Source organism: Bradyrhizobium sp. 26S5, from assembly GCF_036923295.1.
GTDB classification, from domain to species: Bacteria; Pseudomonadota; Alphaproteobacteria; order Rhizobiales; family Xanthobacteraceae; genus Bradyrhizobium; species Bradyrhizobium septentrionale.
In genome coordinates, this window is the sequence record NZ_CP145948.1 from 9544417 (window position 1) to 9569953 (window position 25537).

Consider the following 25537-nt stretch of genomic DNA (forward strand, 5'->3'; position numbering starts at 1 on the left):
GACCGGGGCACCCAGTACGCTGCGGCCTATCAGGCCAATCATCGCTGCCTCTGGAATACTGGATCACCCGCATTCGCGGGTGATGACAGTCATGCATGTGGCGGCTTCAGGCCCGGCGGCGGACGTGCTAGAGCCGGAACATGAGTTCGCTTCCCTCCACGATCGATGTCGCCATCATCGGCGCCGGCGCGGCCGGCCTCGGCGCCGCGCATGCGCTGAAGGATTCCGGCCTCTCCACCATCGTTCTGGAAGCCCGCGACCGGCTCGGCGGCCGCGCCCATACCATTCAGGCCGCGCCCGACGTGGTGTTCGACGTCGGCTGCGGCTGGCTGCATTCGGCCGACCAGAACAGCTTTATCGGCATCGCCCGGCAGCTCGACTTCGAACTCAACAAGGACCTGCCGCCGTGGCGCGAGCGTGCCTATGGCAAGGCGTTCCCGCAGGCCGAGCGCGACGCGTTCATGCTGGCGCTCGACGAATTCTACGACCGCATCGAGCAGGCCGCACACGGCGGCCAGGACAGTTCTGCCGATCGCTATCTCGAGCCCGGCAATCGCTGGAACCCGATGATCGATGCGATCTCGACCTATGTGAACGGCTGCGAGCTCGATCAGCTCTCGATCCTCGACTTCGACGCCTATCAGGACAGCAACGTCAATTGGCGTGTCAGGCGCGGCTATGGCGCGCTGGTCGCGGCCTATGGCGCCCAGGTGCCGGTCGCGTTGAACTGCGAGGTCCGGCTGATCGATCACACAGGCAAGCGCATCCGTATCGAGACCTCGCGCGGCACCTTGGAAGCCGACAGAGTGATCGTCACCGTGCCGACCAATCTGATCGCCGATGAAGCGATCCGCTTTTCGCCCGCGCTCCCCGACAAGCTCGAAGCCGCGCGCGCCCTGCCGCTCGGCCTTGCCGACAAGGTGACCTTGGCGCTCGCCGAGCCCGAGGCGCTGCCGAAAGAGGGCAATCTGCGCGGCGCCACCATGCGCACCGAGATGGGCACCTATCACATCCGTCCGTTCGGCCAGCCCTGCATCGAGGGCTTCTTCGGCGGACGTTTTGCGCGACAGCTGGAAGATGCCGGCGACGGCGCCATCGCCGCCCACAGCATCGACGAGATCGTCTCCTTCCTCGGCAACGATTTCCGCCGCAAGCTGAAGCCGCTCAGCGAATCCCGCTGGGCGCACGACCGGTTCGCCCGCGGCTCCTACTCGCACGCGCTGCCCGGCCACGCCGACAAACGCGCCGTGCTGGCCGCGCCGGTCGACGGCCGGCTGTTCTTCGCCGGCGAGGCGACGTCGCCGCATTTTTTCTCGACTGCGCATGGCGCGCGGGACTCAGGTGAGCGGGCGGCAAAGGAAGTGGTGGGTGCGGCTCGCCCGAAGACCTGACGGAGACTGGACGCCACTCCCGGATTAGTCCATTTTTCGGGCATGGCCGCGGGAGAGCGCAAGAATTGGACGGATGAGGAGCTCGACCTCATCGTCGCTGACTACTTCTCAATGCTCAGCGATGAAATGCGTCATACGCCGTACGACAAGACCCGACATCGACAGACGTTGATCGGTCAAATCAACCGAAGCAACAGCTCCATCGAATTCAAACACCACAACATTTCGGCGGTCCTTCAGTTACTCGAAATCCCTTGGATCAACGGGTACAAGCCCAGAGCCCATTTTCAAAAATCGATTATGGGCGCAGTGGAACGGTACATTATCAATCATCCCGCGGTCCTTCATCCGGAGCAGTTGCTCTCGAAAGAGATCGGAGAGCGGCCGCAGCTCTTCGTAGAGCCACCGCCTGGGCTAGTGATTAAGCCGCCCCGTCCTAATGCGGCTCAGCGCCTCATCCGAAAATTCAATCCTGCCGAACGTGACCTTCTGAATCGGAAGTTAGGCCACGATGGTGAGCAAATCGTCTTTCATTTTGAACAACAGCGGCTCCGAGCGCTCGATCGATCTGACCTTGCTAAGAAGGTGAGGTGGGTTTCGATGGAGGATGGCGATGGTGCAGGCTACGATGTCTTGTCGTTCGACGCTCAAGGCAAAGAGAGATTTCTGGAAGTGAAGACTACGGTCGGCTCACAAACCGCGCCGTTCTATGTGACCCGCAATGAGCTTTCATTCTCAAGAGAGCGACCCAAAGAATTTCGAATTTGCCGCTTGTATGATTTTTTGAAGGCCCCAAAGATGTTCGAATTGGCACCGCCGCTCGAGAAGTTGGTATCGCTCGAACCCCTATCGTATGAAGCTTCGTTCGACAGGCGTGATTGAACACTTCTACTCCAGCACCCTCGCCTGCATATCAGCATCCGGCACAAAGCACGTCTCGTACTTCCCGAATATCTTGTAGCGGTTGCGGGCGATGAGGCTGTAGACCGCGTCGCGCAGCGGCTTTGGGACCGCGAACAGCGCGCGGGTCCATGCCCAGCCGGGGAGATGGCTCAGCACCGTCAGCGCGGCGTCCGACTTCATCCAGGCGACGCCGCCATGGACCACGGCGTTGGTGTCGGGATCATCGGGGTCGATACCAAAGGTCTTTGCCAGTCGCGTGCCATAGTCCGACTGGATCGGCGTGAAGCGGAAGCGGCGCGCGGTGTCGCGGGCGATGACGAAGCGGACCCAGCGCGAGCAGAAGACGCAGACGCCGTCGTAGAGGATCACGTCGTCGTCGGGCCAACTACTCATCTTGATTTCCTTCGACGCATTTTCTTCACGCGAACCGGTTCCCACTTCGCTCGAAAACGCTATCGGTTATCCAGGATCAAGAGTGCGACCAGCATCAGCACGATCGCAGGCCCGGTCTTCACCAGCGCGCCGAGCGGCTCGATCCAGAGGTCGGGGGTCAGGATCGCCGATCCCATCATGTAGCCGAGCGAGGCGACGATGCCGGCAACAAGACCGAACGCCGCGGTGCGGCGGATCGCGATCACCACGCCGATGCTCATGTCCATCAGGCTGGTCAGCACGGTCACCGGCCCGACCAAGGCGGGCGGGAAATGGTGTGCGCGCAAGATGCCCGCGGCGGCGTCATAGGAGATCACAAGGGCGATGAAGCCGGACGCCACCCAGAACAGCACGAGGCTTGCGAAGATCAGCGCCTTGATCAGGAACAGCCGCGCGAACCACTTGTCCTGAATGGTCGCGGGACGGCTGCCGACCGCTTGCGCGGTGGTCTTCGGCACGATGCCGGTCGCTGCCATCCAGGCCGCGGGATTACCGGTGACGCCACGGCGCAATTCGGCGATCGCATTGGAGCGCAGCGGCGGCATCCAGCCGAGGCGGCTCGAGAGATCACCGAGGCGCGCGCCGAGGTCGATCAGGAACGACGGCGTCGGAAGCCGGAAATCTTTCGCTGTGCCGAACGACCAGCGGAACTGGGCGATGACGCCGCCGAGCGAGATTGGCTGCTGCTGCATCAGGTCCCATGTCACCGTTCGCACGCGCTCATCGCCGATCTCGCGCGAAGCGAGCCAGGCAATGGTGGCAGCGATATCCTCGACTGCGACCGGCTGGAACGGCGTCGCCGCCTCATCGGCCGGCAGATCGACCGGCAGCGCCGCCAGCGCACGCAGCATGGCGCTGCCGCCATAGGCCGACGGCGCGATGACGAAGCCGGGACGCAGGATCGCGTAGGCGATGCCGGACGCCGCGATCAGCCGTTCGGCCTCACGCTTGGTGGTGCTGAAGGCGGTGCGGTCCTCATTGGCCGCGCCGGGAATCGAGATATGGACGAGACGGATGGCGCGGTGGCTGTCGCTGATCGCCTGCAGCAGCCGCGCCACGAAGTCGCGATGCACCGCGCGGGTGTCGCTGCCCGGACCGTCCTGCAGCACGCCGAGGCAGTTGACGACGACGTCGGCCTCATGGGTGCGAAGCAGCTGCGTCAGCGCCGCAGCATCCATCGACATGACAGGCAGTTCGAGGTCGGCGGCGCTCATCTTTTGTGCAGGCGTGAAGTGACGCGCGATCCCGATCACGTGAAAGCCGCGCGCCCGCAGATCGTCGGTGACGTAGCGCCCGATCAGGCCGGAGGCGCCGAGCACGAGGATGTTGTGTGATGCGCCGTCACTCATGGGAGTCCTAAGATGGCTTTGCAATCATCAGCCACAGGATGATCATCACCGATCCGAAGCCGGGAATCCCGAACAGGAACCAGCGGCGAAACAGCGCAAAGTAGCGCGGCGGCAGCGGGTGGCCCTTGTCGGCCGCCGCTTGCGCGAGGTCGCGCATCTCCCTCTGCATGAAGATGACGGGAACCCAGAACACACCGGCCAGCGCGTAGAATGCGAGCGAAACCAATAGCCAGCGCTCGGTAAGGCTCGTTGCCGACAGCATCATCAGCAGTCCGCCGCTCACCGGCTGCAGCAGCACGGCGCTCAGCGTGAAGATCATGTCTGCGATCACGACGATCGACGCCGTTCGTGCGATGAAAGCCGCATCATGCGTGCGATGCGCCATCAGCATGAAGAAGGCGATCCCGGTCCCGGTGCCGAGGATCACGATGGCGCCGAGCACATGCAGATATTTGATCAGGAAGTAGAGCGTCATCGCAGTCCGCTCGTGATCAGGCCGGTTTCGGCGCGCACAGATACCGCCGCTGCCATAGGCCGGACGGGCGCAAAAATCCACTGTGACGGCGCAGGCGCGGAAGGATCGATGCACCCGCGGCACGCTTGGATTCGCTTGCGGAATCCCGCCAGCGAATCAAATCCGGGTGGGTTTTTTCTGACCTGCGGCATTGTCATAGAGCGCTGGCTATCCACGCTTTTGCACAGCACCGGATCGGCAATTGGTCGCTTGAGCCCGGCGAGTGTCCTCTTTCGGTACAAGTATTCATGACACTGATGCAAAAAATCCACACGTTAACCGATAATTAACGATGGACCTTGAAGGCAGCCCTCCGACTTGCTTTGATTACGTCCATGAGCACAACGCTAATCGAGGTCCGGCCGGCCAAAGCTGCAGACGCGGCTGCGGTGGCGTCTACCCACGACGAAGCCTGGCGCTCGGCGTATCAGGGAATCATCCCCGGCGCCGAACTCGAAAAGCTGATCAATCGCCGTGGCCCGCAGTGGTGGGATAGCGCGATCCGCAAGGGCAGCCGCGTCAGCGTGCTGGTGTTCGGCGACAGGATCGCGGGCTACGCCAATTACGGCCGCAACCGCGCCCGCAGCCTGCACTTCGAAGGCGAGATCTACGAGCTCTATCTGCGGCCGGAATTCCAGGGCCTCGGCTTCGGCCGGCGCCTGTTCGCCTCCGCCCGCCGCGACCTCCTGCAGAGCGGCCTCAAGAGCATGGTGATCTGGGCGCTCTCCGACAACGAGCCGGCGACCGAATTTTACCGTGCGCTGGGCGGCCGGATGGTGGCGCGCTCCTCGGAGCGGTTCGGGCCAAAATCGCTCGACAAGGTCGCTTTCGCCTGGACCAACTGAAAATCCTGCTTCTCTCGCAGCTGCAGCAAGGCTAAACCAGCCTGAGCGTTGCACGCGACGGCCAGCCCGGCCTTACGGCCGGGCCCGAGGTTGTTTCGCGGCCCGGCGGCGCCAATAAAAATCACACCGTCCTCAACTTCCAAAGGCCACGCGGAGCAATCCATGCGTATCGACGCCATATCGATCGGAAAAAATCCGCCCCACGACGTCAATGTCATCATCGAGGTTGCTGTCGGCGGCGAGCCCATCAAGTACGAAATGGACAAGGAGGCCGGCACGCTGGTGGTGGACCGCTTCCTCTACACGCCGATGCGCTATCCCGGCAATTACGGCTTCATCCCGCACACGCTATCGGGCGACGGCGATCCCTGCGACGTGCTGATCGTCAACACCCGCGCGATCGTGCCGGGTGCCGTGATGAGCGTCCGCGTGGTCGGCGTGCTGCTGATGGAGGACGAGGCCGGCGGTGACGAGAAGATCATCGCGGTGCCGTCATCGAAGCTGACCCAGCGCTACGACAAGGTGCAGAACTACAACGACCTGCCCGACATCACGCTGCAGCAGATCCAGCACTTCTTCGAGCACTACAAGGACCTCGAGAAGGGCAAGTGGGTGAAGGTGCTGCGCTGGGGCGACGCCGACGAAGCCCGCAAGCTGATCCTCGAAGGCATCGAGCGCGCCAACGAGAAGAAGTAACGGCACACTGCCTGGGCTCCCTCGCCCCGCTCTTGCGGGGAGAGGGTTGGGGTGAGGGGCTTCCCTCCGCGAGTTGCGAACGTCGAGAGACCTGTACCCCCTCACCCGGATTGCATCTGGCGATGCAATCCGACCTCTCCCCGCAGGCGGGGCGAGGTAAGAACTACACCGCCGGCGCCGGCAGGCCGGCAATCGCGCAGGCGGCGCGCAGCGTGTTGACCAGCAGGCAGGCCACCGTCATCTGGCCGACGCCCCCCGGCACCGGCGTGATCGCGCCGGCGACGCCGAGCGCTTCCTGGAATGCGACGTCGCCGACCAGCTTCGGCTTGCCGCCGGGCACCGGAATCCGGTTGATGCCGACATCGATCACGGTCGCGCCGGGCTTCAGCCAGTCGCCCCGCACCATCTCGGGCTTGCCGACCGCCGCATAGACCAGATCGGCCTGGGCGCAGAGCTTTGGCAGGTCGCGCGAGCGCGAATGCGCGATCGTCACCGTCGCATTCTCGTTCAGCAGCAATTGCACCAAGGGACGGCCGACCAGATTGGAGCGGCCGATCACGATCGCGTTCATGCCCTCGATCGAGGCGTGCACGCTCTTGGTCAGGATGATGCAGCCGAGCGGCGTGCAGGGCGAGAGCGCAGCCAGGCCCCCGGCGAGCCGGCCGGCATTGTTCGGATGCAGGCCATCGACGTCCTTGGCCGGATCGATCGCGTTGATGATGGTCTCGGTGTGCAGCGATTTCGGCAGCGGCAGCTGCACCAGGATGCCATGCACCAGCGGATCGCGGTTGAGCCGCGCGATCAGCGCCAGCAGATCCGCCTGCGACACGTCCTCGGGCAGCTTGTGCTCGAACGAGGCCATGCCGGCGGCCTGGGTCTGGGTGTGCTTGCTGCGGACATAGACCTCGCTCGCCGGATCATGGCCGACCAGCACGACGGCAAGCCCCGGCGTGAGCGCGTGGTCGCGCTTGACGCGGGCGACCTCGTCGGCGACGCGGGCGCGGAGCTCGGCGGCGATGGCTTTTCCGTCGATGATGCGGGCAGTCATGTCAGTCCTTCGTCTCCTGGTTCGGCCCGGCCGCCGTCAACTTCCGCAATGTTTCGCCAAGCCCTTTCGGGTCGCCGTCGACGGCGACCTGCTTCAGCCGCGAGGTGGCGCCGGACAACAGCTTCACCCTGGCCTTGGGCACGCCGAGCGCCTTGGCCAACAGCTCGGTCACGGCGCGGTTGGCCTCGCCGCCTTCGGCAATGGCGCGCACCCTGACCTTCACCACCGAGCGACCGTTGGCCAGCGTCTCGATCCCGTCGATGTCGTCGCGGCCGCCGCGCGGCGTCACGCGCAAGGCGATGCTGATGCCCTCGGTGGAATAGCGCCAAGGCTCCATCAGCGAGGCTCCATCGCGAAGGATCAGATCACGTTGGGATAGATGTAATAGGCGATCACCCGCTGGATGAACATGATGATCAGGATCACGATGATCGGCGAGATATCGAGCCCGCCGAGATTCGGCATCACGTTACGAATCGGCCGCAGCACCGGTTCGGTGATGCGGTACAGGAACTCGGCCACCGCGGAGACGAACTGGTTGCGCGTGTTGACGACGTTGAAGGCGACCAGCCAGGACAGGATGGCGGAGGCGATCAGCAGCCAGACATAGAGGTCGAGGATGATGATGACGATGTCGAGAACAGCGCGCATATGATGGGGGCTCGCGGGTGGGACGACCAATTGAGGCGCAACGAGACCGGACTGAGCCGCCATCGCGCTTCTTGTTTGACCAGGATCTTTTCGGAGAACCGCCGCACACTTTGCGCTGGCGCGGCCCGCCGGGTCCGGATCACGCTCTAAATATCGGTTCATCCCCCCGCAAACAAGGGAAGTTCCCGGCGGGAAAGGCCGAAAACCGCTGTCTCAGCGTTCTTGACTTGGCCTTGGGCGGGACTGTAAATGGCGCCCGACTGACGGCCGGGATACTCAGCAACACCCGGCCGCAATGGGGCCATAGCTCAGCTGGGAGAGCGCGTCGTTCGCAATGACGAGGTCGGCGGTTCGATCCCGCCTGGCTCCACCACGCTTCGCCCTTCGGGCTACGCGTGGCGCAGCCGCGCAGGAGCCTGAAGGGCGAAGCGTGGTGTCCGGCGAAGCCCAAAGGGCGAAGACGGACCGGTTCAGCAAGCCCAACCCTCCCCCTCACGTCCCGGTAAACCTTGGCGGGCGCTTCTCCACAAAGCTCGCGACGCCTTCCCTGAAATCATTGCCCTTGAGCGCGATCTGCATCTCGCGGTTGGCGTCGATGGTGGCTTCGGCGAGTGTCTGGAACGGCACGTCATAGACCTGGCGCTTGATCACCGCGATCGCGCTCGGCGAGACGAAATCGGCCAGGTCGCGGGCATAGGCATAGGTTTCCTCGCGCAGCTTCTCCGGCGAGGAGAGCCGGTTGACGAGGCCGATGCGCAGCGCCTCCGCGGCCGACACGCGACGCGCCGACATCAACAGATCGAGCGCGTTGGCGTGGCCGACAATGCGCGGCAGCATCCAGCTGATGCCGTGTTCGGCGATCAAGCCACGCCGCGCAAAGGCCGTGGTGAACACCGCGCTGTCGGCCGCGAAGCGCAAATCGCAATAGAGCGCGTGGACCAGGCCGATGCCGGCCGTGGCGCCGTTGAGCATCGCGATCACGGGCTTCTTGATGGCGGGGTAATAGGCGTAGCGCGTCTGCCAGTCGGCGCGCCGGTTCATGTCGAACGCAACGCCCTCGCCGCGCCTGACCTCGTTGGGATCGATCCCCTTCAACGCTTCCATGTCGGCGCCGGCGCAGAAGCCGCGGCCCGCGCCGGTCAGCACGATAACGCGAACATTGTCGTCATTGGCGGCAGCCTCCATCGCGTGGCGCACGTCGCGCTCCATGATCGCCGTCCACGCATTCATGCGGTCGGGCCGGTTCAGCGTGATGGTCGCGATCCTGTCGCTGACGTCGTAGAGGATGTGTTCATAGCTCACGGCGATCTCCCTTTGCTTGTTGTTATGTTTGTCTTGTTCTGATGAACTCGCGCGGCCATGCCGCCGCGCGCTAAAGCCGCGGCGAGACTAGCACATCGGCGCAAATGAAAAGGCGGCGCGAAATTCCGCGCGGCGGCTATTCCGCGGCTTGCAGCATCACCGGCTGTGGCACGCGCGCGATCCAGCCATCGATGAAATGCTTCAGCCAGGCGCGCTCGGCGGCATCGTGCACGGCGCGCTCAGTGAAGTGCAGATGGCCCGGTTGAGCGCCCGGAGAATCCATCCGCGCGCAACCGCGTGTGGTCCAGCGATGCATCATCGCGTAGGTCACATCAGGATGGAATTGCAGGCCGACGGCATTGCCGATCTGGAACGCCTGCACCGGGAAATCACCGCCCGCGGCGAGCAGCTCCGCGCCGTCGGGCAATCGAAATCCTTCGCCATGCCAGTGATAGACGCGCGCCGGCCAGTCCGGGCACAATGCACGGCCCGCGTCCGTCGGGCTGATCGGGTAATAGCCGACCTCGACCCGGCCTTGCGGATGCGGCGCGACGTCGGCGCCGAGCTGCCGCGCCAGCATCTGCGCGCCGAGGCAGATCCCGAGGAACGGGCGCTGCTCCCGCAGCGGAACGGCGATCCAGTCGATCTCGCGCCGCACATAATCGTCGGGATCGTTGGCGCTCATCGGGCCACCGAAGATCACCGCGCCGGCATGCGCCTCGAGCGTGTCGGGCAGCGCGTCGCCGAAGCGCGGACGGCGGATATCGAGGGGGTAGCCCAGAGCGCGGAGCGCGTTGCCGATCCGGCCCGGAGTCGATGTCTCCTGATGCAGCACGATCAGCACGGGCCGTAACGACGTCTGATCCGAAATCTGATCCTTGGGCGTGACCGCGGCCGGCCTTCGGCTCGCGAAGGGCACCACGACACGGCTTTGGTCAGACCGGAACGACATTGCCTCTGCTTGAAGATTTGGCCTCTGCTTGAAGATTCGGCACGTAAGGCGCGATCATAGCTAAGTGGTCGTTAACATCGTGTGAGTTTGCGCACACACGGCACGAAGCAAATCGCGGGCCAGAAACAGCCTAAAGGCGATGCTGGGTGTGTTTTGGAAGCTCTACCGCTTGCGCAGCTGAAAACCGCCGACCGCAGTCAGGATGAAGGAGCGCGGAAACAGCCGGAGCAGGAACGGCACCAGCTTGATGAAGGCGCCGGGCAGCACGGCGCGCTTGTTGGCCATCAGGCCGCGATAGGCCTGGCGGGCGACCTCCGCGGGCGCAACGTTGAGGATGGCAGAATCGAATCCGGGGGCAAAGCCGGCGCGGTCCTGGAACTCGGACGGCACCGGACCCGGGCAAACCACGGTGACGCGCACGCCCTTCGGCGCCAGTTCACAGCGCAACGCCTCGGAAAACGACAGCACATAGGCCTTGCTGGCGTAGTAAACCGCCATTCCGGGGCCCGGCAGGAATCCGGCGATCGAGCCGAGATTGAGGATGCCGCCGCGATTGCGGATCAGCTGGTCCGCAAAGCGCAGCGTCAGGTCGGTCAGCGCCCGGATGTTGACGTTGATTATGTTGAGCTGTTCGGCACGGTCGCGCTCGACGGCAAGGCCGAACAGGCCGAAACCGGCATTATTGACCAGATATTCGACCTCGACGCCTGCCTCGGTCAGGGCCTGCGCGATCCGATCGCCGGCATCGGTTTGCTGGAGATCACAGGGGATCAGGATCGGCGCCGTGCCGCCCTTAGCCCCGAGTTCGTCGGCGAGCGCCTTCAGGCGATCGGCGCGCCGCGCCACCAGCGCCACGCGGTGACCATTTGATGCAAACACGCGCGCCAGTTCGGTGCCTATGCCCGCCGATGCCCCGGTTATCAGCGTCACACGCTCAGCCACGATCAAACTCTTACTGCAAATTCTAGTGAGGTCCCCAACAGGTCGACGAGAGCATAGGCATGCGGTGGGACGCAAGCCGTGTGTAAGCTTGTGGACAGCGGCTAGGCGCTGGTTTGGCGATGAAACGCCAGATTTTCAGTCGGATTGCCCGCAATCGCGGCGGACATTAAAGTTTCGTCATCCGCGACGCCGGAAACGGGCCTCCGCTTGCGCCGGCCATCGTGTCAGATTGCCGCGTCCGCGGTGCCCCAGGGGCCTTTTGGCAGCGCCGCCTGCTTCTCGGCGACCCGATGCTTGAGGTCGATGCGGTCGCGCGAGGAAATGCCGAGCAGATCGGCGGCGCGCCAGACCACATTGTCCTCGAACTCGCTGACCTGGCCGTCGGCATAGACCAGCTCCCACATCATCTCGACGATGCGCAGCCGTCCTTCCTCATTCACCGAGCGCATGATCACGCTGGTAAAGTGATAGAGATCCACGGCTTCGCCCTCGACCCGCATGGCGGAGGCGATCAGCTTGTCGGCGGTGCCGGGATCGAGCTGAAACCGGCTCTCGATCAGGCTGTGCAATTTGCGCTTTTCGGCCACCGTCGGTTCGCCGTCGAGCGAAACGACATGCACCAGCAGCGCGGTCGCCGCCAGCCGATAGTCGCCGTCGTCGAAGCTGCGGTCGGCCTGTGCATCGGGGGAAACGATTTCGGCAATGAATTGGCGGAGTCCGTCGAGCATCGCTCTCTCTGTGGAATGAAGCCTGGTTGATTTGAGCATGATCTATCCGGGTCATGCCCTGTTGAAATCTATATGGCGTGGAAACAGAACCGGCGCAATCGGCGCGGGTTCCCGCGGCGGCATTACGTTTCGGCAAGCATTACGTTTCAGCAATATGACTACGGTATCTCGTACACCACGAGCTTGTCGGCAATGCCGCGCAACGCCGCTTCCTTCTGGATCGGCTTGATCGCCTCGCGATCGAGAATGCCCGCGACCTCCGCCGATTCCATCACCGGCTGGGTCAGATGGATTTCCTGCGACGTCGACAGGCTCTGCACCCGCGCGGCGATATTCACGGTCTGGCCGAAATAATCCTGCCGCTCGTTCAGCGTCACCGCGAGGCACGGTCCCTCATGGATGCCGATCTTGACGATCAGATCTTCCTTGCCGCGCTCGGTGTTGAGCTTCTTCATCGCGGCGCGCATGCGCAGGCCTGCCGACAATGCGTGCTCGGGCCGGATGAAGGTCGCCATCACGGCGTCGCCGATGGTCTTCACGACAGCGCCGTGCTCGGAGGCGATGATCTCGAGCAGCGCGTGGAAATGCGCACGCACCAGATCGAATGCGGCGAGATCGCCGACCCGCTCATAGAGCGCGGTCGAGCCCTTCAGATCGGTGAACAGGAAGGTCAGCGCGGTGATCTTCAGCCGCTGGTCGACGGTGAGGTTGTCGGCCTTGAACACGTCGCGGAAGGTCTGGTTCGACAGCATCCGCTTCGCGGTCAGGATCGGCTTGCGCTTGCCGAGCAATTTGTGCAGCGGATCGCCCGCGATCCACACCGAGGGCAGCACGCGAACGTCGGCGTGATTCTCGAGCGAGAGCCGCAGCGGCCCCGGCCGCATCGTCGAGGTGCCGGTCGGCGCATGCGACTTGTTGAATGCGATCGAGAACTGCTGCCGCTCGGTGGTGGGCTCGCCCTCGACGGCAAAGAAGTGCGCAGAATGCGTCACCGGCTCGAACACGATGACGAATTGATTGGGCAGATTGAGCGACAGGATCGCCTTCTCGCCGGGCGGCAATTCGAGCCCCTCCAGCGTCACCTCGTTGATCAGGGTCGACACCGAGCTCTCGTCGAACTCGATCCCCGAACTCCAGAATATCTGCCGGAAATATTCCCAGATCGGCAGCGTGTTCGGCTCGTGCGCAGCGATGTGACGGACCCGCGGGCTGACGGTGAAGGCAACCTCGACCAGCTCGTCGACGGACGCCTCGTAGCCGGCCGCGCAGAGCGCGCAATTATAGTCGTCATGGCGCAGCGACTTCAGCGTCGAATGCGCATCGAGCACGCCGCCGCAGCCCGGGCACAGCACGTTCCAGCTCATGTCGAACAGGCCGAGCCGCGACGCATGCAGGAAGCCGGAGATCACCTTCTCCTGATCGAGGCCGGTGCGATTCGAGAAATCCAGAACGTTGATGCGGTTGAGCTCGCGATCATGTCCATCCGCGATCAACTGCTGCATGGCATCGACGACGGCCGGATCGGTCGTCTGCCTGAGGACTGAGAAATGGGCCTGCGTATCGCTCATGGTGAGCACCTAGGTCAGCATTGGGACACCGCCGCGCAAGATCAGCGCGGCTTGATCGTGAACACCGGGGAGCGGTTCGGCTGCGTCGTCACCACGCCGATCGGAAGCACCGGATCCTTGTCGGCCAGCGCGACGTGGAACGCGCCGATAAGCTTCGCAAGCGCGAGCGTCGCCTCGACCAGCGCGAAATGCGCGCCGATGCAGACCCGCGCGCCGACCCCGAACGGCAGATAGGCGAAGCGATCGGGCGGCGTCTCCGTCATGAAGCGCTGCGGCACGAACGCATTCGGCTCGCGCCACAGTTTTTCATGCCGGTGCAACAGCCACGGCGCAATCAGGATCACGTCATGCTTCCTGACCGAACGGCCCGCGATGGTGTCGGGACCGCCTGCCGCGCGCGCGATCAAAAACGCCGGCGGATAGAGCCGCATGGTTTCGTCGACCACGGCGCGGGTGAATTTCAGCCGCTCGATGTCGAGCGCGCCCGACGTCGTCGCACTCCTGACTTCTGCTGCCAATTGCTCCTGGGTCTCGGGATCGAGCGCCAGCAGATAGAGCGCCCAGAACAGCGCGGTCGCGGTCGTCTCGTGGCCGGCCAGGATCATGGTGGCGACCTGGTCGCCGAGCTGGGCGTCGGTGAAGGCCTGGCCGGTCTCGGGATCGCGCGCGGCACCCATCAGGTCGAACAGGTCGCGGCCTGGCGCGTTGTCATCCTTGCCGGCGGCGCGGCGCTCGGCCATCAGCATGCCGACAAAAGCAGTCCAGCGCTTGCGGAAACGGGCGCGCCGGAAATCCTGCGGGGTCGGCCAGCTCAATGGCAGCACCAGGTCGAGCATATGCGGCCGCGCCAGCGTGTCGCCATACTCCATCACGAAGTCGCGCAGCGCAGCACCGTGACGATCCATGCCGAACGAGAACATGGTGCGGCCTGCGATCTCCAGCGTCATGTGCTGCATCGCCTCGCGCAGATCGACGGGACCGCCGCTCGCCGCATTCAGCTTGGCAACGGTCTCGTCGACTGCCGCGATCATGTAGGGAATGAGCGTCGTCACCGCGCGCGGCGTGAATGCCGGCGCCAGCGTGCGGCGCTGATGCTTCCACGCGCGGCCCTCGGCGATCAGCAGCCCCTCACCCAGCATCGGACGTAGTACGCGCAGCCCTGCCGGCGTGCGGGTATAGTTTTCGTAATTGTCGACCAGCACGTGGCGGATCGCATCCGGCGTGTTCAGAATGAAGCTCGAGTGGCGGAGAAAACGGCCCTGGACGATATCGTCCTCATAGGCGCGCTGCCCCCAGGTCTCGATCGGCGAGTTGCGCATCACCCGCATCCGCTGGAGCGCGGTCATATCGTCGGGCGCGCGCGGCGGCGCCGGCGGGACCAGGGGCCGCCGCGTGACCGTGATGTCGTAGACTTCGGCTATGCTCATGGTCCTCGCTTCCTGCCTCACGCAACGGCCGATCTGGCCACGCGATCCCGGCGCCATGAAGGCGCGCGGACCTTCACCAGACCTAATAAGTCAGCTCGGCAACCGCAATGCGATTCTCCGATGCCGGCCAGCTCCGCATCACGATGCGTTCCTGGTTGAAGATCGCAGCCACCGGACGGCCGATATCGGCCGCGGCAAGCCGCAAGGTCGCCACCGAATCCGCCGGCACGCCGGGTTTGACGTCGGCCGGCTCCTTGCCGTCGAACAGCACGATATCGCGCGGTAGCCCGAAATAGCCGCGCGGCCGCGACATCAGCACGATGGCGCCTGCCCCGGCATCTGCGGCGAGCTGCGGCCGCGCCGCGCGCAGATGCACGATTTCGGACGAGCGCGGAAACGGCGAGCGATAGATGTGCGTCGTCACCGCATCGGGCGAGGTCAGCACGAATTCGAGCGGCCAGGACGGATCGACCTGCGCCGGGCCCCAGCGGCCGTCGGCGCTCGTCTGCGAGCTGTGCAACGGGCCGCCGATGCGCTCGCCGGTCTCCGCCGACACGTGATAGATGTCGACCGTGGCGCCCGGCACCGGCCGGTTGGTCTGCACGCCGCCGGGCGTGCCGGTGACAAGGCCGCTCAGCCTTACCGCCGTTTCCGGCACGATCTCGATCCGCGACGGCTCGTGCCCCGCGATGAACCGGTAGATCTCGCGGAACGCGCGCGGATGAAATCCGGTCTCGCGATGATCCACCGCGCCGAGCACCAGATTGGTCGCGCCCTTCAGCGCCGGGCCTTCCGCCGTGACGTTGGTCGGCGTGCCCGGCTTGCCGACGAAGCGGCCGTCGGCCTGGGCATATTTGTCAAAACCGTCGCTGCGCAAGGTCAGGAACGCGGTGCCCGCCGTCACCTCGCTGTCGCCGTCGTTGAGCCCGCGCAGGAAGGGACCGCGTCCGTTGAATTCGTTGCCGAGTCCGTCGTCCCATGCATACAAACCGTGATTGGGCGTGCCGCACAAAACTGCGTGGCTGATGTCGCCGCCGCCACCGTTCTTGATGTAGTTGCGGATCGCGTTGCCGCCGCGGGAATTCCCGACCAGCGCGATGCGCGCAGCGCCACTGTTCTGCTTCAGCTCCCTGACCGCCTCGGCGAGCTCGCGGCGCTGGTCCTCGGTCGAGGAGCGGTTGGCCTGCTCGACCTTGTCGTCGGTGCGCGCCAGCGGGTCGGTGAAATTGAGCGCGACCAGGCGCTCGCGCGGCACGCCGTTCGTCTCCATCCGCCAGAGCGTCGTCATCCAGAGCGGCGCGTGATCGCCATTGCCGTGCACGAACAGGATCGGCGGGATGTCGCCGGCCGGCGCCGGCTGAGCCAGGGCCGGGGCGGCGAGCCGGCCCGCCAGCAGGGACAGCGCGCCGGCCCCTTGCAGAATTCTCCGCCGCGACAGCGCCATTGATTCCCCTTCCCCAAGCCTTTCAGGGCTTTAGCTGTGCCCTACGCCCGCCAAGGATAGCGTAATTGCTGGACAGGACACGCGTTTCGCGGGCATCAGTTGATGCTGCCGGAATCATTCAACAAGCTATAGCAGGCCAAGCGGAACCGGATATGACCGAAGCGCGGAAGCGTCCCGACAGTATCACTGCACCGTTGCGGCATTCAATCTTCAGGCGAATCTGGCTGGCCAGCCTGCTCTCCAATCTCGGCATCCTGATCCAGGGCGTCGGCGCCGCCTGGGCGATGACGCAGATGAGTTCGGAGGCCGACAAGGTCGCGCTGGTGCAGACCGCGCTGATGCTGCCGGTGATGCTGATCTCGATGCCGGCCGGCGCCATCGCCGACATGCATGACCGCCGCATCGTGGCGCTGGTGTCGCTGACGATCGCACTGGCCGGAGCCACCACCCTGACGGTGCTGGCCTGGCTGAACCTGGTGACGCCGAACATCCTGCTCGCGCTGTGCTTCGTCGTCGGCAGCGGCATGGCGCTGTTCGGTCCGGCCTGGCAATCCTCGGTCAGCGAGCAGGTGCCGTCGGAGACGCTGCCCGCCGCGGTCGCGCTGAACGGCATCAGCTACAACATCGCACGCAGCTTCGGTCCCGCGATCGGCGGCATCGTGGTGGCCTCCGCAGGCGCCGTGGCGGCCTTCGCCGCCAATGCCGTGCTGTATCTGCCGCTGCTCGTCGTGCTGTTCCTGTGGAACCGCGTCAGCGAGCCGTCGCGGCTGCCGCGCGAACGGCTGAACCGGGCGATCGTCTCCGGCGTGCGCTACATCACCAATTCGCCGTCGATCAGGATCGTGCTGACCCGCACCATGGTGACCGGCATCATCGGCGGCTCGGTCTCGGCGCTGATGCCGCTGGTCGCGCGCGACCTGCTGCATGGCGGCGCGCAGACCTACGGCATCATGCTCGGCGCGTTCGGGATGGGCGCCGTGATCGGCGCGCTCAACATCAGCGAGATCCGCAGCCGGCTCAGCGGCGAGGCTGCGGTGCGAACCTGCGCGCTGTTGATGGGCGCTGCGATCGCAATCGTTGCCGTGAGCAAGGAGCCGGTGATCACCGCCGCGGCACTTGTGGTTGCCGGCGCGGCGTGGATGCTTGCAATCGCGCTGTTCAATATCGGCGTGCAGCTTTCGGCGCCACGCTGGGTCGCCGGCCGTTCACTCGCCGCCTTTCAGGCCGCGATCGCCGGCGGCATTGCAATCGGAAGCTGGGGCTGGGGCCGAATCACCGACGCGGGCGGCGTCGAGATGGCGCTACTGATCTCCGCCGGATTGATGCTGCTGTCGCCGTTGGTCGGCATCTGGCTGCGGATGCCGCCGATTGGCGCGCGCAACGAGGATGCGACAGATACGCTGGCCGATCCCGAGGTGCGGCTGCAACTCACTGGACGCAGCGGTCCGCTGGTGGTCGAGATCGAATACCGGGTGGCGCAGGAGAATGCCCGCGCCTTCCACAATGTGATGCAGGATGTGCAGCTCAGCCGCCAGCGCAACGGCGCCTATGGCTGGTCGATCGCGCGCGACATCGCCGATCCCGAATTGTGGACCGAGCGCTATCATTGCCCGACCTGGCTCGATTTCCTGCGCCAGCGCAACCGCGCCACCCAGATCGAACGCGAATTGCATCAGAAGGCGGCCGACTTCCACATCGGCGCCGAGCCGGTTCGCGTGCGCCGGATGCTGGAGCGACCGTTCGGCTCGGTGCGCTGGAAGGACGAGACCCCGGACCGCGCCGCCAAGGAAGTGATCCCGGTGGTCGCAACCGCGGCGGGAAGTAGCACGTAGGTCTAGATTGTCATTCCGGGGCGATGCGAAGCATCGAACCCGGAATGACAACGAGATCATTTATTGCCCGTTATCGGCGAGCGTCTGCTGACAGGCCTTGCTCAGGCGGCTGCGATGCTCCTTCAGGCAGGCCAGCACGACCTGATCGCCCTCGCTGAGATGGGCGCGGCAGAACCGCGACGCATCGCGTGAGCAGGCATCACGCCCCTGCTGCTGTGCCGAGGCGGCCGACGTCAACAAAACCAGCGGAACGACGGCGAACAGAAATCGGGTCATCTCTCAAAGCCTCTACAAAAGCGTTTTCGAGCGAAGTGGGTACCGGTTCGCGTAAAGAAAACGCGTCAATACAAGAATCTGGAGCCCCGTTCCGATTCCATCGGAACGGACAAGGCTCCAGCGAATGCGACGCTGGTCTATAGCGTTTCAGTGCCGCGGAGAAGCTTGAAACGGCGGAGCGCGCCGGTTCCGCCGGAGGCGGCCGCCCGGGGCAGGCCTGCGTCTCGTCGCCGCAGGCGTGCCCGCTTCGATGCGGCGCCAATCACCCGGCGGCGGCCGTGCGCTGCGCGGCGAGATCGCGATCCAGCCGAGATCCCGAACATTCCGGGGATCACCGCCTGCATGGTCAAGAATCGCTCCCAGCTGAGCGGCGGCTGGGCAAGGCCCGCTTTTTCTTGCCGTTCCGGCGCCGTGTTGGGATCGCGTTAAGACCTTGTTGGCATTAATCGCTCGTTACGGCTGTGGCGTATCCCGAGTTCCGAGAGAGTGTTAGCGATGCGTAGTGCGTTGGGCCTGATGCTGGCCAGTGTTGTAGCGGCGATCGTGATCGCCGGTGTGTGGTTCTGGACCTCCTCCCCGCGTGCCGACGCGGCTCCTCCGCAAACCACGGCCGCAGCCAAGGCCGAGCCGCTTCCGGCGGCGGCGAAACAAGCCGCCAGGGACGATGTCGAGACGACCGCGGCACTGTCGAAGCGCGCCGATGCCACCCAGGCGGCAGCCCCGGCCGCGGCCCCCGCACCGGCGCCGATGCCGGCTCCCGTCGCGGCCGCGCCCAAATGCGCCAATCCCGATGCGCTCGGCATCAGCCGCACCGTCGTGGTCGACACCAATGGCGGCCCGGGCTTCGGCTTCCTGCAGTACAAGCAGTATGACTTCCTGACCGACAAGGAGGTCGTGCTGACCTTCGACGACGGTCCGTGGCCGACCACGCCCGCCGTGCTCAAGGCGCTGGCGGATGAATGCACCAAGGCGGTGTTCTTCCCGATCGGCCTGCACACCACCTATCACCCCGACATCCTCCGCCAGGTCGCCGCGGCCGGTCACACCATCGGCGCGCACACCTGGTCGCATGCGCATCTGGCGAGCAAGAAGCTCACCGAGCAGCAGGCCAAGGACGAGATCGAGAAGGGCTTTAGCGCGGTGAAGCTGGCGCTGGGCGCCAACCCCGCCCCGTTCTTCCGCTTCCCGGCACTGGCGCATACGCCGGCGACGACAGCCTATCTCGGCACCCGCAACATCGCGATGTTCTCCGTCGACGTCGACTCCAACGACTTCAAGTCCAAGAGCTCCGACGAGGTCATCAACAACGTGATGACCAAGCTCGACAAGGAGCACAAGGGCATCATCCTGATGCACGATCTGCAGAAGCACACCGCGCAGGCGCTGCCGACGCTGCTGCGCAAGCTGAAGGCAGGCGGCTACAAGGTGGTCTGGATGAAGGCCAAGACCCAGCTCGAGACGCTGCCCGAATACGACGCGATGATGGCGAAGACCGAGAAGCCGATCGCAACGGGCCGGCCAATCGGCAACGTCGTGCAGACGGTCGCCGAGTAACGTAGCGGACGCACTCTTAACGCAAAGCGCCCCTGGATCCGATCCAGGGGCGCTTTCGCTTTCTGATCGCAGCCACCTTCTGCTGGTCCGCCACGGCCGGACGACGTTGAACGCTTATGCGCCTTCGAGAGTGGCACCATCACGCCCGGTGGCTGCGGCTCCCACCAAAATATCGAAAACAACCCCATGCAAAGTAGCTGGCGGGTGCCGGCGCTCGACAAGGCAACTTGACCCGTCGGGCAAATCAGGGGCATTCTTCCAATATTCCGAAATCGCGCGCCGCAGCAACGCCACCACCTCGGCGACGTCATGGACAGGGTAACATCCGCCGTCCCCGCCTTGCAGCAGTGTTGATCTGGATCAACGGCGGCTTTCCAATGGATCGCTCAATAGGATTGCAGGTTCCGTTCGTTGTCCAAATCGCATTTGCTTGCCTGAATATTCCCAGCCCAGCGCGGCTATCATGAAGACCTTCGATATCACCTATCGCTATAGCAGCGACGATGGCTCGATCAGGCCGACCCCGCCCGACAGTAAAGCGGCTTTGCTCCGTCTAGAGCAGGGCAACAAAAGCTTCGCCACACTCCTTGACCACGATGAGGAAGCGGGCGGGGTACAGCAGATCATCCCGGTCGATCTGCGTGACCTGGGGGTGCTGGCTGACAGCGCCGTACCGAAGCAAAGACCGTTTGCAGCCGTGCTCGGCTGCTCCGACGCCCGCGTCCCCGTCGAACTCATTTTCAATGAAGGGCCCAATGATCTCTTCGTGGTCCGCGTCGCAGGCAACGGCCTCGGAATAGAGGTGCTTGGAAGCCTCAAATACGCAGTCGAGAACCTTGGCGGCAGCCTCAAACTCATCGTCGTACTCGGCCACAGCGGATGCGGCGCGCTCACGACAGCCGTCGATGTATTCCTGAATCCGCGTGAATACTTGCCGCTCGCGACCAAGCGTTCGCTCCGCAGCATTCTCGACGGTGCGCTGGTCGTGGTCCAGGCTTCCGAGAGAAAGCTGGTCGCCGCGTTCGGGCCGGCCGTCGTGCACCGCCCTGGATATCGAAAAGCCCTGATTGAGACGTCTGTCGTCACCAACGCCGCGCTGGCGGCTTACTCGATCCAGGAAGAACTGAGGACCAACGCCTACACCGGGATCGAAGCGGTTTACGGCGTCTATCTTCTGGAGTGCGCGGCGGCGATCAGGGTGAGACTCCAGCGACAATCAAGGTGAGACTGCGCCGATGGGGACGGACCGAAGGGAGGGCGCAGCCCGACCGGAGGACCGTCCCCATCGGCGTCGCGCGTTTTTGGACCCGTCTGGCGGCCGGGTGCGGCTGGTGCAAGCTGTTGGTTCGTCTCGACAAGAGGGAATCGATGCCTTGCCTGGCCTCCACATCACCGACCACCAGATGAGGCTGTACATGACGTACCGACTGACACTGTCCCCCGAGGCCGCCGCGGCCAAGGCGGGGTTCTCGAAGGCAAGCGCGTATCGAATCGAGGGCGATTGTCGCCCGCCATCGCAGAAGAAGACGCCGAGGGGCCGGCGCCGGTCCGATCCGCTCGGGCAGTATTGGGACGCCGAGATCGTTCCGATCCTGAAGGCTGCGCCCGGCATCCGCGTGATCGGCGTGCTGGACGAGCTGCGCCGACGGCATCATGACTTGAACCCGAACATCCGCCGCACGCTGGAGCGGCGCATCAACGCCTGGCGGGCGCTCAACGGCCCCGAACAGGACGTGATCTTCCGCCAGCAGCACGAGCCCGGCCGCCTGGGTCTGTCCGACTTCACCGACGTGAGCGCGCTCGGTATTACCATCGCGGGTGAGCCGCTCGATCACCGGCTCTATCACTTCCGGTTGGCGTTCTCCGGCTTCGAGCATGTCCATGTCGTGCTCGGCGGCGAAAGCTTCGTCGCCCTGGCGGAGGGCTTGCAGAACGCGCTGTGGGCGCTTGGCGGCGTGCCGCGGGAGCATCGCAGCGACAGCCTGTCGGCAGCATTCCGCAATCTGGCCGCCGACGCACGGGGGGATCTGACGCAGCGCTACGCCGGGCTGATGGGCCACTATGGCATGGCGCCAACGCGCAACAATGCGGGCATCGCACATGAGAACGGCTCGATCGAGAGCGCGCACGGCCATCTCAAGCGGGCACTGGAAGATGCGCTGTTGCTGCGGGGGACGCGCGAGTTCGCCAGTCTCGATGCGTACCGGGCTTTTGTCGACGAGATTGTCGGCCGGCGCAACGCCAACCTCGCCAAGCCGATCGCGCTCGAGAAGGAGGCCTTGGCGCCGCTGCCAAAAGGCCGCACGACCGACTTCGAGGAGAAAGTGATCCCGGTGACGTCGTCAGGCGGCTTCATCCTGCGGCGCGTATTCTACACCGTGCCTTCAAGATTGATCGGCCATCGCCTGCGTGTGCGCATCTTCGACGACCGGCTCGAATGCTTCCTTGGCGTCACGCCGGTCGTGACGCTGCGGCGCGGTCGGCCTGTGTCCGAGAGCCAGGGCGGTCATGTTGTGGATTACCGGCACGTCATCCATGCCCTGCGGCGCAAGCCGATGGCGCTCCTCAATCTCGTTTATCGCGACCAACTCTTCCCGCGTGCAGCTTACAAACGTCTGTTCGAGACCTTGCGGGAGCATGGTGATGACCGGCGCGCCTGCAAGGTGACGGTCGAGCTTCTGGCGCTGGCTCACGAGCGCGCCTGCGAAGCAGAACTCGCCGAGGTGATCGCGATGGATCTGGACGCCGGACAGTTACCCGATCTTGCCGCGCTGCGCGACCGCTTCCGACCCGAGGCGGCCTCGATCCCGCGTGTCGCCGTCAAGCTGGCGCCGCTCGACGTCTACGATGAACTCGCCTCCGTCAGCGTCATGTCGGGCCGCTCGAACCTGGGAGAGGCAGCATGACCGGTATCGCTACCTCCGTCGATGCTGCCCGTGTCGAGCTGCTTCTCAATGAGCTCCGCCTGCCGGGCGTCAAGGCGATCTGGCCGAAGCTCGCCGCACAGTCGGACAAGGAAGGGTGGCCTGCCGCCCGCTTCCTCGCCGCCCTTGCCGAGCACGAGGCGGCCGATCGCACCCGCCGTCGGATCGAGCGACACATGGTGGAAGCGCGTTTGCCCGCCGGCAAGACGCTCGCCACCTTCGACTTCGAAAGCGTGCCGATGCTATCAAAGGCACAGGCGATGGCGCTCGCCGCTGGCGACGCCTGGTTGAAGGCCGGCGCCAATTTGCTCTTGTTCGGTCCACCGGGCGGCGGCAAGACCCATCTCGGCACGGCGATCGGCCTGGCTCTCGTCGAGAACGGTTGGCGCGTTCTCTTCGCGCGCACCACTGATCTGGTGCAACGGCTGCAGGTCGCGCGGCGCGAGCTGGCGCTGGAGTCCGCGATCGCCAAACTCGATCGCTATGACCTCCTGATCCTCGACGACATCACATATGTGAGCAAGGATCAGGCGGAAACCAGTGTGCTGTTCGAGTTGATCGCCGCCCGCTACGAACGACGCTCGCTGCTGATCACGGCCAATCAGCCATTTGGCGAATGGGGGCGTATCTTCCCGGACCAGGCAATGACGTTGGCTGCCATCGATCGTTTGGTCCACCACGCCACGATCCTCGAGATGAACGTCGAAAGTTACCGTCGAAAAGTTGCCCTCGATCGCAAGCGCGGTCCAGGCCGGCCACCTGTTCACACGACCCCCAACGAACTCGACAAGACTGTGATTGACGCTGGCAGCGCCGCTTGATTGTCGCGCAGCGTCAATCAACGCTTGCCAAGTAGGCGGCCAGCGTCAATTATCTCCTGACTCGGCCGCCTCGTCTCATCTTGATTGACGCGCCGCTCTCATCCTGATTGTCGCGCTATACTGGAGAGCCGCGCGATATGGGCCCCCCGTTCCGGTGATGCCGACGGGATGGGGCTGGCGGCGGCACCTCAAGATCTTGCAGCGTTCGTGGATCTCGGAGACGCCATCGTGCAATCGCGGCGCATTGAATCGCTTGTCGGCGCGAAAGAATGATCTGAGGTGTCTTCCCCTCCCGGTCCGAATGAGATCAAGCCCTTGCCGGGAGACCAGCCACGTCGGGCCCAGGATCTTGCGAGGTGCATCACGCCGGCAGGGCAGTAGCTGCCAACGGGGTGGCATGGTCCAGTCGGATTGTTGGAACTCGGTCCTATCGGTGGGCCCTTATCACTATACGGTTACGCGCCTTGAGACATGGTCTCGGCGCAACGCCGTTTGCCCGTGCACGCCAGCGTCTACAGCACTAGCTTCTGTGCCACGCCTCCGACGATGACCCGGGAATAGATTCGTCGGTTTGGCTCTCTCCTTCGCACGATGCCTGAACTCTGGAGAACTCAGTGAGTTCATTTGAACAAGGTCGCGTACGGCCCGGCGATGATGGCTTGGCGAATACGGCCGCCGAAAAGCTCCGTTCGATGATCCCGGCGGCTGGAGCGATCGCCTATCCGTTCCTGCTCGATGCATTCCACCTCGCGGTCTCTCCCGCTGATGGCCCGATGTCGTTTGGGCGACTGGCTCTGGCGGCGCTTTGCCTGCTGGCTGCGACGGCAGCACCCTTGCTCGGTCTTGCCTGCGCCTGGTGGATGACGACGGCAGCGCCTTCGTCCTTCGAGCTGCGCGCCCGGCGGCTCGCCTATATCTGCATCGCCGCGCCGCCCTTGTTCGTGCTGACCGGCGTCGGTCTTGGACTGCTGCACATCCATGTGAGCGACGAACTGGTCTGGGTCGCCGGCTGGTCGGCGGCTTGTCTCTATGTCCTGCTCGCCGGCGAGCAAGGCCTCGACGCGTTGTGCAGGCGAGGCTGGTTGTTGGTGGACGCAACTTACCAGCACGTCGACAAGAGCAAGCGGCGGGATGAAAAGATTGTTGGAGACTAAACGGCAGAATGGACGCCATGCTAGTTTCTCCTGGTGCTGTGCCTATGAATTTACGCCGCCAAATGTTTTGGTTTAATGAGGCGAGCGCGAACACCAAGGCTGTCGTGTTCAAATTGAAGTTCGGCATTCAGCCCATTTGCCAAAGCCCGCATGAGCTGGAAGCCAAGCCCCCCATCCGACGCAGGATCGAAATTTTCCGGGAAACCGACGCCGTCGTCCGTCACTTCCACCATGAATGATCCATCGTCATTCGCCTCGCAGCGTATGTTGACCTTCACGACCAAGCCCGCCGGATGCGCATACTTGCTAGCGTTTGTAAGTAGCTCGGCGGTAATGAGTCCGGCGTGAAGTGCGTGACGCGGGTCGATGTAGCCGTCGCAAGCATTATCGACCGTTAAGTCCATCCTACCGTCCGGGCTGAGCCTGCTGATCAGCACGGAAATTTCTTCCAGGAAATCGCCGAGGTTTACTCCATTGCCGTTGACGGCCTGCGCCAACGACTTGTGGAGTTTCGCCGTGACCTCAATGCGCGCGTCAATGTCGTCGAGCAACATGCAAACCTGCTCGGTCGTAAAGGTTCTGCCGCTTTTGGAAATAGCTTTGCGCTGGCCGCGAATAACACCGCTCAGGCTGGCCAAGTTGTTCGCGATCCGGTGGTCGGCCTCGGCCACCCCTACGCTTCCATATTCGATCTGAATTGACATTTTTCGCTCCCTTCAAGCAGACAGATTGCGCTTCGAAGGACCGGAAAATCAACAAAATGATAGTAAGTTCAATATGTTAC

The 25537-nt window shown here is 64.2% G+C and carries 25 protein-coding genes and 1 tRNA gene; 11 read left to right on the forward strand and 15 right to left on the reverse strand.

Annotated features, from left to right (window positions below; all coding sequences use genetic code 11):
* The first annotated feature begins 140 nt into the window (after nucleotides 1-140).
* Nucleotides 141-1391 carry an NAD(P)/FAD-dependent oxidoreductase gene (locus tag V5279_RS44975; protein WP_338693781.1) on the forward strand — a complete coding sequence of 417 codons (1251 nt, stop codon included), beginning with the start codon at nucleotides 141-143 and terminating at the stop codon, nucleotides 1389-1391.
* 42 nt (nucleotides 1392-1433) lie between these two features.
* On the forward strand, nucleotides 1434-2273 hold the full coding sequence (locus V5279_RS44980; protein WP_338693783.1) for a DUF3883 domain-containing protein: 840 nt from the start codon (nucleotides 1434-1436) through the stop codon (nucleotides 2271-2273).
* A 6-nt stretch (nucleotides 2274-2279) separates the two neighbouring features.
* Here V5279_RS44980 and V5279_RS44985 read toward each other — a convergent pair whose 3' ends face one another.
* The 3 genes from V5279_RS44985 to V5279_RS44995 are packed head-to-tail and all read right to left on the reverse strand — an operon-like array spanning nucleotide 2280 to nucleotide 4550.
* Nucleotides 2280-2687, reverse strand: a complete 408-nt coding sequence (locus V5279_RS44985) for a thiol-disulfide oxidoreductase DCC family protein (protein WP_338693785.1) — start codon at nucleotides 2685-2687, stop codon at nucleotides 2280-2282.
* A 59-nt stretch (nucleotides 2688-2746) separates the two neighbouring features.
* A complete protein-coding gene (locus V5279_RS44990) occupies nucleotides 2747-4075 on the reverse strand; it encodes an SDR family oxidoreductase (protein ID WP_338693787.1) in 1329 nt (442 codons plus the stop codon).
* A 7-nt stretch (nucleotides 4076-4082) separates the two neighbouring features.
* Entirely contained in the window at nucleotides 4083-4550 is a 468-nt protein-coding gene (locus tag V5279_RS44995) for a DUF2269 domain-containing protein (RefSeq protein ID WP_338693789.1), read from the reverse strand.
* Between the two features lie 374 nt (nucleotides 4551-4924).
* Here V5279_RS44995 and V5279_RS45000 point away from each other — a divergent pair, with 374 nt between their 5' ends.
* On the forward strand, nucleotides 4925-5434 hold the full coding sequence (locus V5279_RS45000) for a GNAT family N-acetyltransferase (RefSeq protein ID WP_166213193.1): 510 nt from the start codon (nucleotides 4925-4927) through the stop codon (nucleotides 5432-5434).
* 162 nt (nucleotides 5435-5596) lie between these two features.
* Nucleotides 5597-6130, forward strand: a complete 534-nt coding sequence (ppa, locus tag V5279_RS45005) for an inorganic diphosphatase (RefSeq protein ID WP_029081215.1) — start codon at nucleotides 5597-5599, stop codon at nucleotides 6128-6130.
* A 163-nt stretch (nucleotides 6131-6293) separates the two neighbouring features.
* On the opposite strand, the gene folD is transcribed toward ppa, so the two are convergent.
* Genes folD through V5279_RS45020 form a run of 3 tightly spaced genes read right to left on the reverse strand, consistent with a single transcriptional unit; the run spans nucleotide 6294 to nucleotide 7829 of the window.
* The gene (gene folD / locus V5279_RS45010) at nucleotides 6294-7178 is read right to left on the reverse strand and encodes a bifunctional methylenetetrahydrofolate dehydrogenase/methenyltetrahydrofolate cyclohydrolase FolD (protein WP_166300439.1); all 885 of its coding nucleotides are present in this window, start codon (nucleotides 7176-7178) and stop codon (nucleotides 6294-6296) included.
* Nucleotide 7179: 1 nt separating this feature from the next.
* On the reverse strand, nucleotides 7180-7515 hold the full coding sequence (locus V5279_RS45015; protein WP_175619423.1) for a DUF167 domain-containing protein: 336 nt from the start codon (nucleotides 7513-7515) through the stop codon (nucleotides 7180-7182).
* Between the two features lie 23 nt (nucleotides 7516-7538).
* Complete coding sequence (locus V5279_RS45020) at nucleotides 7539-7829, reverse strand: YggT family protein (RefSeq protein WP_016847252.1); 291 nt, start codon at nucleotides 7827-7829, stop codon at nucleotides 7539-7541.
* Between the two features lie 297 nt (nucleotides 7830-8126).
* Here V5279_RS45020 and V5279_RS45025 point away from each other — a divergent pair.
* Nucleotides 8127-8202 (forward strand) — tRNA-Ala (locus tag V5279_RS45025).
* 119 nt (nucleotides 8203-8321) lie between these two features.
* Here V5279_RS45025 and V5279_RS45030 read toward each other — a convergent pair.
* From V5279_RS45030 to V5279_RS45060, 7 genes are all read right to left on the reverse strand, one after another.
* Nucleotides 8322-9131: an enoyl-CoA hydratase gene (locus V5279_RS45030; RefSeq protein ID WP_166300437.1), complete on the reverse strand. Its 810-nt coding sequence runs from the start codon at nucleotides 9129-9131 to the stop codon at nucleotides 8322-8324.
* 136 nt (nucleotides 9132-9267) lie between these two features.
* Nucleotides 9268-10083, reverse strand: coding sequence for a glutamine amidotransferase (locus V5279_RS45035; protein ID WP_338693807.1), 816 nt, complete (start codon nucleotides 10081-10083; stop codon nucleotides 9268-9270).
* 162 nt (nucleotides 10084-10245) lie between these two features.
* Complete coding sequence (locus V5279_RS45040; RefSeq protein WP_338693809.1) at nucleotides 10246-11025, reverse strand: SDR family oxidoreductase; 780 nt, start codon at nucleotides 11023-11025, stop codon at nucleotides 10246-10248.
* Nucleotides 11026-11249: 224 nt separating this feature from the next.
* Nucleotides 11250-11753: a TerB family tellurite resistance protein gene (locus V5279_RS45045; RefSeq protein WP_166300432.1), complete on the reverse strand. Its 504-nt coding sequence runs from the start codon at nucleotides 11751-11753 to the stop codon at nucleotides 11250-11252.
* Between the two features lie 158 nt (nucleotides 11754-11911).
* Nucleotides 11912-13321, reverse strand: a complete 1410-nt coding sequence (locus V5279_RS45050) for an adenylate/guanylate cyclase domain-containing protein (protein WP_166300430.1) — start codon at nucleotides 13319-13321, stop codon at nucleotides 11912-11914.
* Between the two features lie 41 nt (nucleotides 13322-13362).
* Nucleotides 13363-14748, reverse strand: coding sequence for a cytochrome P450 (locus V5279_RS45055; RefSeq protein ID WP_338693815.1), 1386 nt, complete (start codon nucleotides 14746-14748; stop codon nucleotides 13363-13365).
* Nucleotides 14749-14830: 82 nt separating this feature from the next.
* Nucleotides 14831-16192, reverse strand: coding sequence for a hydrolase (locus tag V5279_RS45060; RefSeq protein ID WP_338693817.1), 1362 nt, complete (start codon nucleotides 16190-16192; stop codon nucleotides 14831-14833).
* Between the two features lie 152 nt (nucleotides 16193-16344).
* Here V5279_RS45060 and V5279_RS45065 point away from each other — a divergent pair, with 152 nt between their 5' ends.
* Nucleotides 16345-18024 (forward strand): MFS transporter, encoded by a 1680-nt coding sequence (locus V5279_RS45065; protein ID WP_338693819.1) that lies wholly within the window; start codon nucleotides 16345-16347, stop codon nucleotides 18022-18024.
* Between the two features lie 60 nt (nucleotides 18025-18084).
* Here V5279_RS45065 and V5279_RS45070 read toward each other — a convergent pair whose 3' ends face one another.
* Nucleotides 18085-18300, reverse strand: coding sequence for a cysteine rich repeat-containing protein (locus tag V5279_RS45070; protein WP_029081205.1), 216 nt, complete (start codon nucleotides 18298-18300; stop codon nucleotides 18085-18087).
* A 495-nt stretch (nucleotides 18301-18795) separates the two neighbouring features.
* Between V5279_RS45070 and V5279_RS45075 the strand changes: the two genes are divergently transcribed.
* From V5279_RS45075 to V5279_RS45095, 5 genes are all read left to right on the forward strand, one after another.
* On the forward strand, nucleotides 18796-19854 hold the full coding sequence (locus tag V5279_RS45075) for a polysaccharide deacetylase family protein (RefSeq protein WP_338693823.1): 1059 nt from the start codon (nucleotides 18796-18798) through the stop codon (nucleotides 19852-19854).
* A gap of 463 nt (nucleotides 19855-20317) precedes the next feature.
* Nucleotides 20318-21079, forward strand: coding sequence for a carbonic anhydrase (locus V5279_RS45080; RefSeq protein WP_338693825.1), 762 nt, complete (start codon nucleotides 20318-20320; stop codon nucleotides 21077-21079).
* A 148-nt stretch (nucleotides 21080-21227) separates the two neighbouring features.
* Complete coding sequence (istA, locus tag V5279_RS45085; RefSeq protein WP_422389058.1) at nucleotides 21228-22760, forward strand: IS21 family transposase; 1533 nt, start codon at nucleotides 21228-21230, stop codon at nucleotides 22758-22760.
* Nucleotides 22757-23599, forward strand: a complete 843-nt coding sequence (gene istB / locus V5279_RS45090; RefSeq protein WP_176535476.1) for an IS21-like element helper ATPase IstB — start codon at nucleotides 22757-22759, stop codon at nucleotides 23597-23599. Before istA ends, istB begins: the two co-directional genes overlap by 4 nt.
* A 614-nt stretch (nucleotides 23600-24213) precedes the next feature.
* Nucleotides 24214-24753: a hypothetical protein gene (locus V5279_RS45095; RefSeq protein ID WP_338693827.1), complete on the forward strand. Its 540-nt coding sequence runs from the start codon at nucleotides 24214-24216 to the stop codon at nucleotides 24751-24753.
* Nucleotides 24754-24803: 50 nt separating this feature from the next.
* On the opposite strand, the gene V5279_RS45100 is transcribed toward V5279_RS45095, so the two are convergent.
* On the reverse strand, nucleotides 24804-25457 hold the full coding sequence (locus V5279_RS45100; protein ID WP_338693829.1) for a sensor histidine kinase: 654 nt from the start codon (nucleotides 25455-25457) through the stop codon (nucleotides 24804-24806).
* Between the last annotated feature and the right edge of the window lie 80 nt (nucleotides 25458-25537).

Bases quoted from the DNA above. Each gene is read 5' to 3' on its own strand.
- V5279_RS45065 (WP_338693819.1), top strand. From the start codon at position 16,345: ATGACCGAAGCGCGGAAGCGTCCCGACAGTATCACTGCACCGTTGCGG.
- V5279_RS44985 (WP_338693785.1), bottom strand. From the start codon at position 2,687: ATGAGTAGTTGGCCCGACGACGACGTGATCCTCTACGACGGCGTCTGC.
- V5279_RS45060 (WP_338693817.1), bottom strand. From the start codon at position 16,192: ATGGCGCTGTCGCGGCGGAGAATTCTGCAAGGGGCCGGCGCGCTGTCC.
- folD (WP_166300439.1), bottom strand. From the start codon at position 7,178: ATGACTGCCCGCATCATCGACGGAAAAGCCATCGCCGCCGAGCTCCGC.
- V5279_RS44980 (WP_338693783.1), top strand. From the start codon at position 1,434: ATGGCCGCGGGAGAGCGCAAGAATTGGACGGATGAGGAGCTCGACCTC.
- istB (WP_176535476.1), top strand. From the start codon at position 22,757: ATGACCGGTATCGCTACCTCCGTCGATGCTGCCCGTGTCGAGCTGCTT.
- V5279_RS45045 (WP_166300432.1), bottom strand. From the start codon at position 11,753: ATGCTCGACGGACTCCGCCAATTCATTGCCGAAATCGTTTCCCCCGAT.
- V5279_RS45015 (WP_175619423.1), bottom strand. From the start codon at position 7,515: ATGGAGCCTTGGCGCTATTCCACCGAGGGCATCAGCATCGCCTTGCGC.
- V5279_RS45100 (WP_338693829.1), bottom strand. From the start codon at position 25,457: ATGTCAATTCAGATCGAATATGGAAGCGTAGGGGTGGCCGAGGCCGAC.
- V5279_RS44975 (WP_338693781.1), top strand. From the start codon at position 141: ATGAGTTCGCTTCCCTCCACGATCGATGTCGCCATCATCGGCGCCGGC.
- ppa (WP_029081215.1), top strand. From the start codon at position 5,597: ATGCGTATCGACGCCATATCGATCGGAAAAAATCCGCCCCACGACGTC.
- V5279_RS44990 (WP_338693787.1), bottom strand. From the start codon at position 4,075: ATGAGTGACGGCGCATCACACAACATCCTCGTGCTCGGCGCCTCCGGC.
- V5279_RS45080 (WP_338693825.1), top strand. From the start codon at position 20,318: ATGAAGACCTTCGATATCACCTATCGCTATAGCAGCGACGATGGCTCG.
- V5279_RS45020 (WP_016847252.1), bottom strand. From the start codon at position 7,829: ATGCGCGCTGTTCTCGACATCGTCATCATCATCCTCGACCTCTATGTC.
- V5279_RS44995 (WP_338693789.1), bottom strand. From the start codon at position 4,550: ATGACGCTCTACTTCCTGATCAAATATCTGCATGTGCTCGGCGCCATC.
- V5279_RS45055 (WP_338693815.1), bottom strand. From the start codon at position 14,748: ATGAGCATAGCCGAAGTCTACGACATCACGGTCACGCGGCGGCCCCTG.
- V5279_RS45075 (WP_338693823.1), top strand. From the start codon at position 18,796: ATGCGTAGTGCGTTGGGCCTGATGCTGGCCAGTGTTGTAGCGGCGATC.
- V5279_RS45070 (WP_029081205.1), bottom strand. From the start codon at position 18,300: ATGACCCGATTTCTGTTCGCCGTCGTTCCGCTGGTTTTGTTGACGTCG.
- V5279_RS45000 (WP_166213193.1), top strand. From the start codon at position 4,925: ATGAGCACAACGCTAATCGAGGTCCGGCCGGCCAAAGCTGCAGACGCG.
- V5279_RS45035 (WP_338693807.1), bottom strand. From the start codon at position 10,083: ATGTCGTTCCGGTCTGACCAAAGCCGTGTCGTGGTGCCCTTCGCGAGC.
- V5279_RS45050 (WP_166300430.1), bottom strand. From the start codon at position 13,321: ATGAGCGATACGCAGGCCCATTTCTCAGTCCTCAGGCAGACGACCGAT.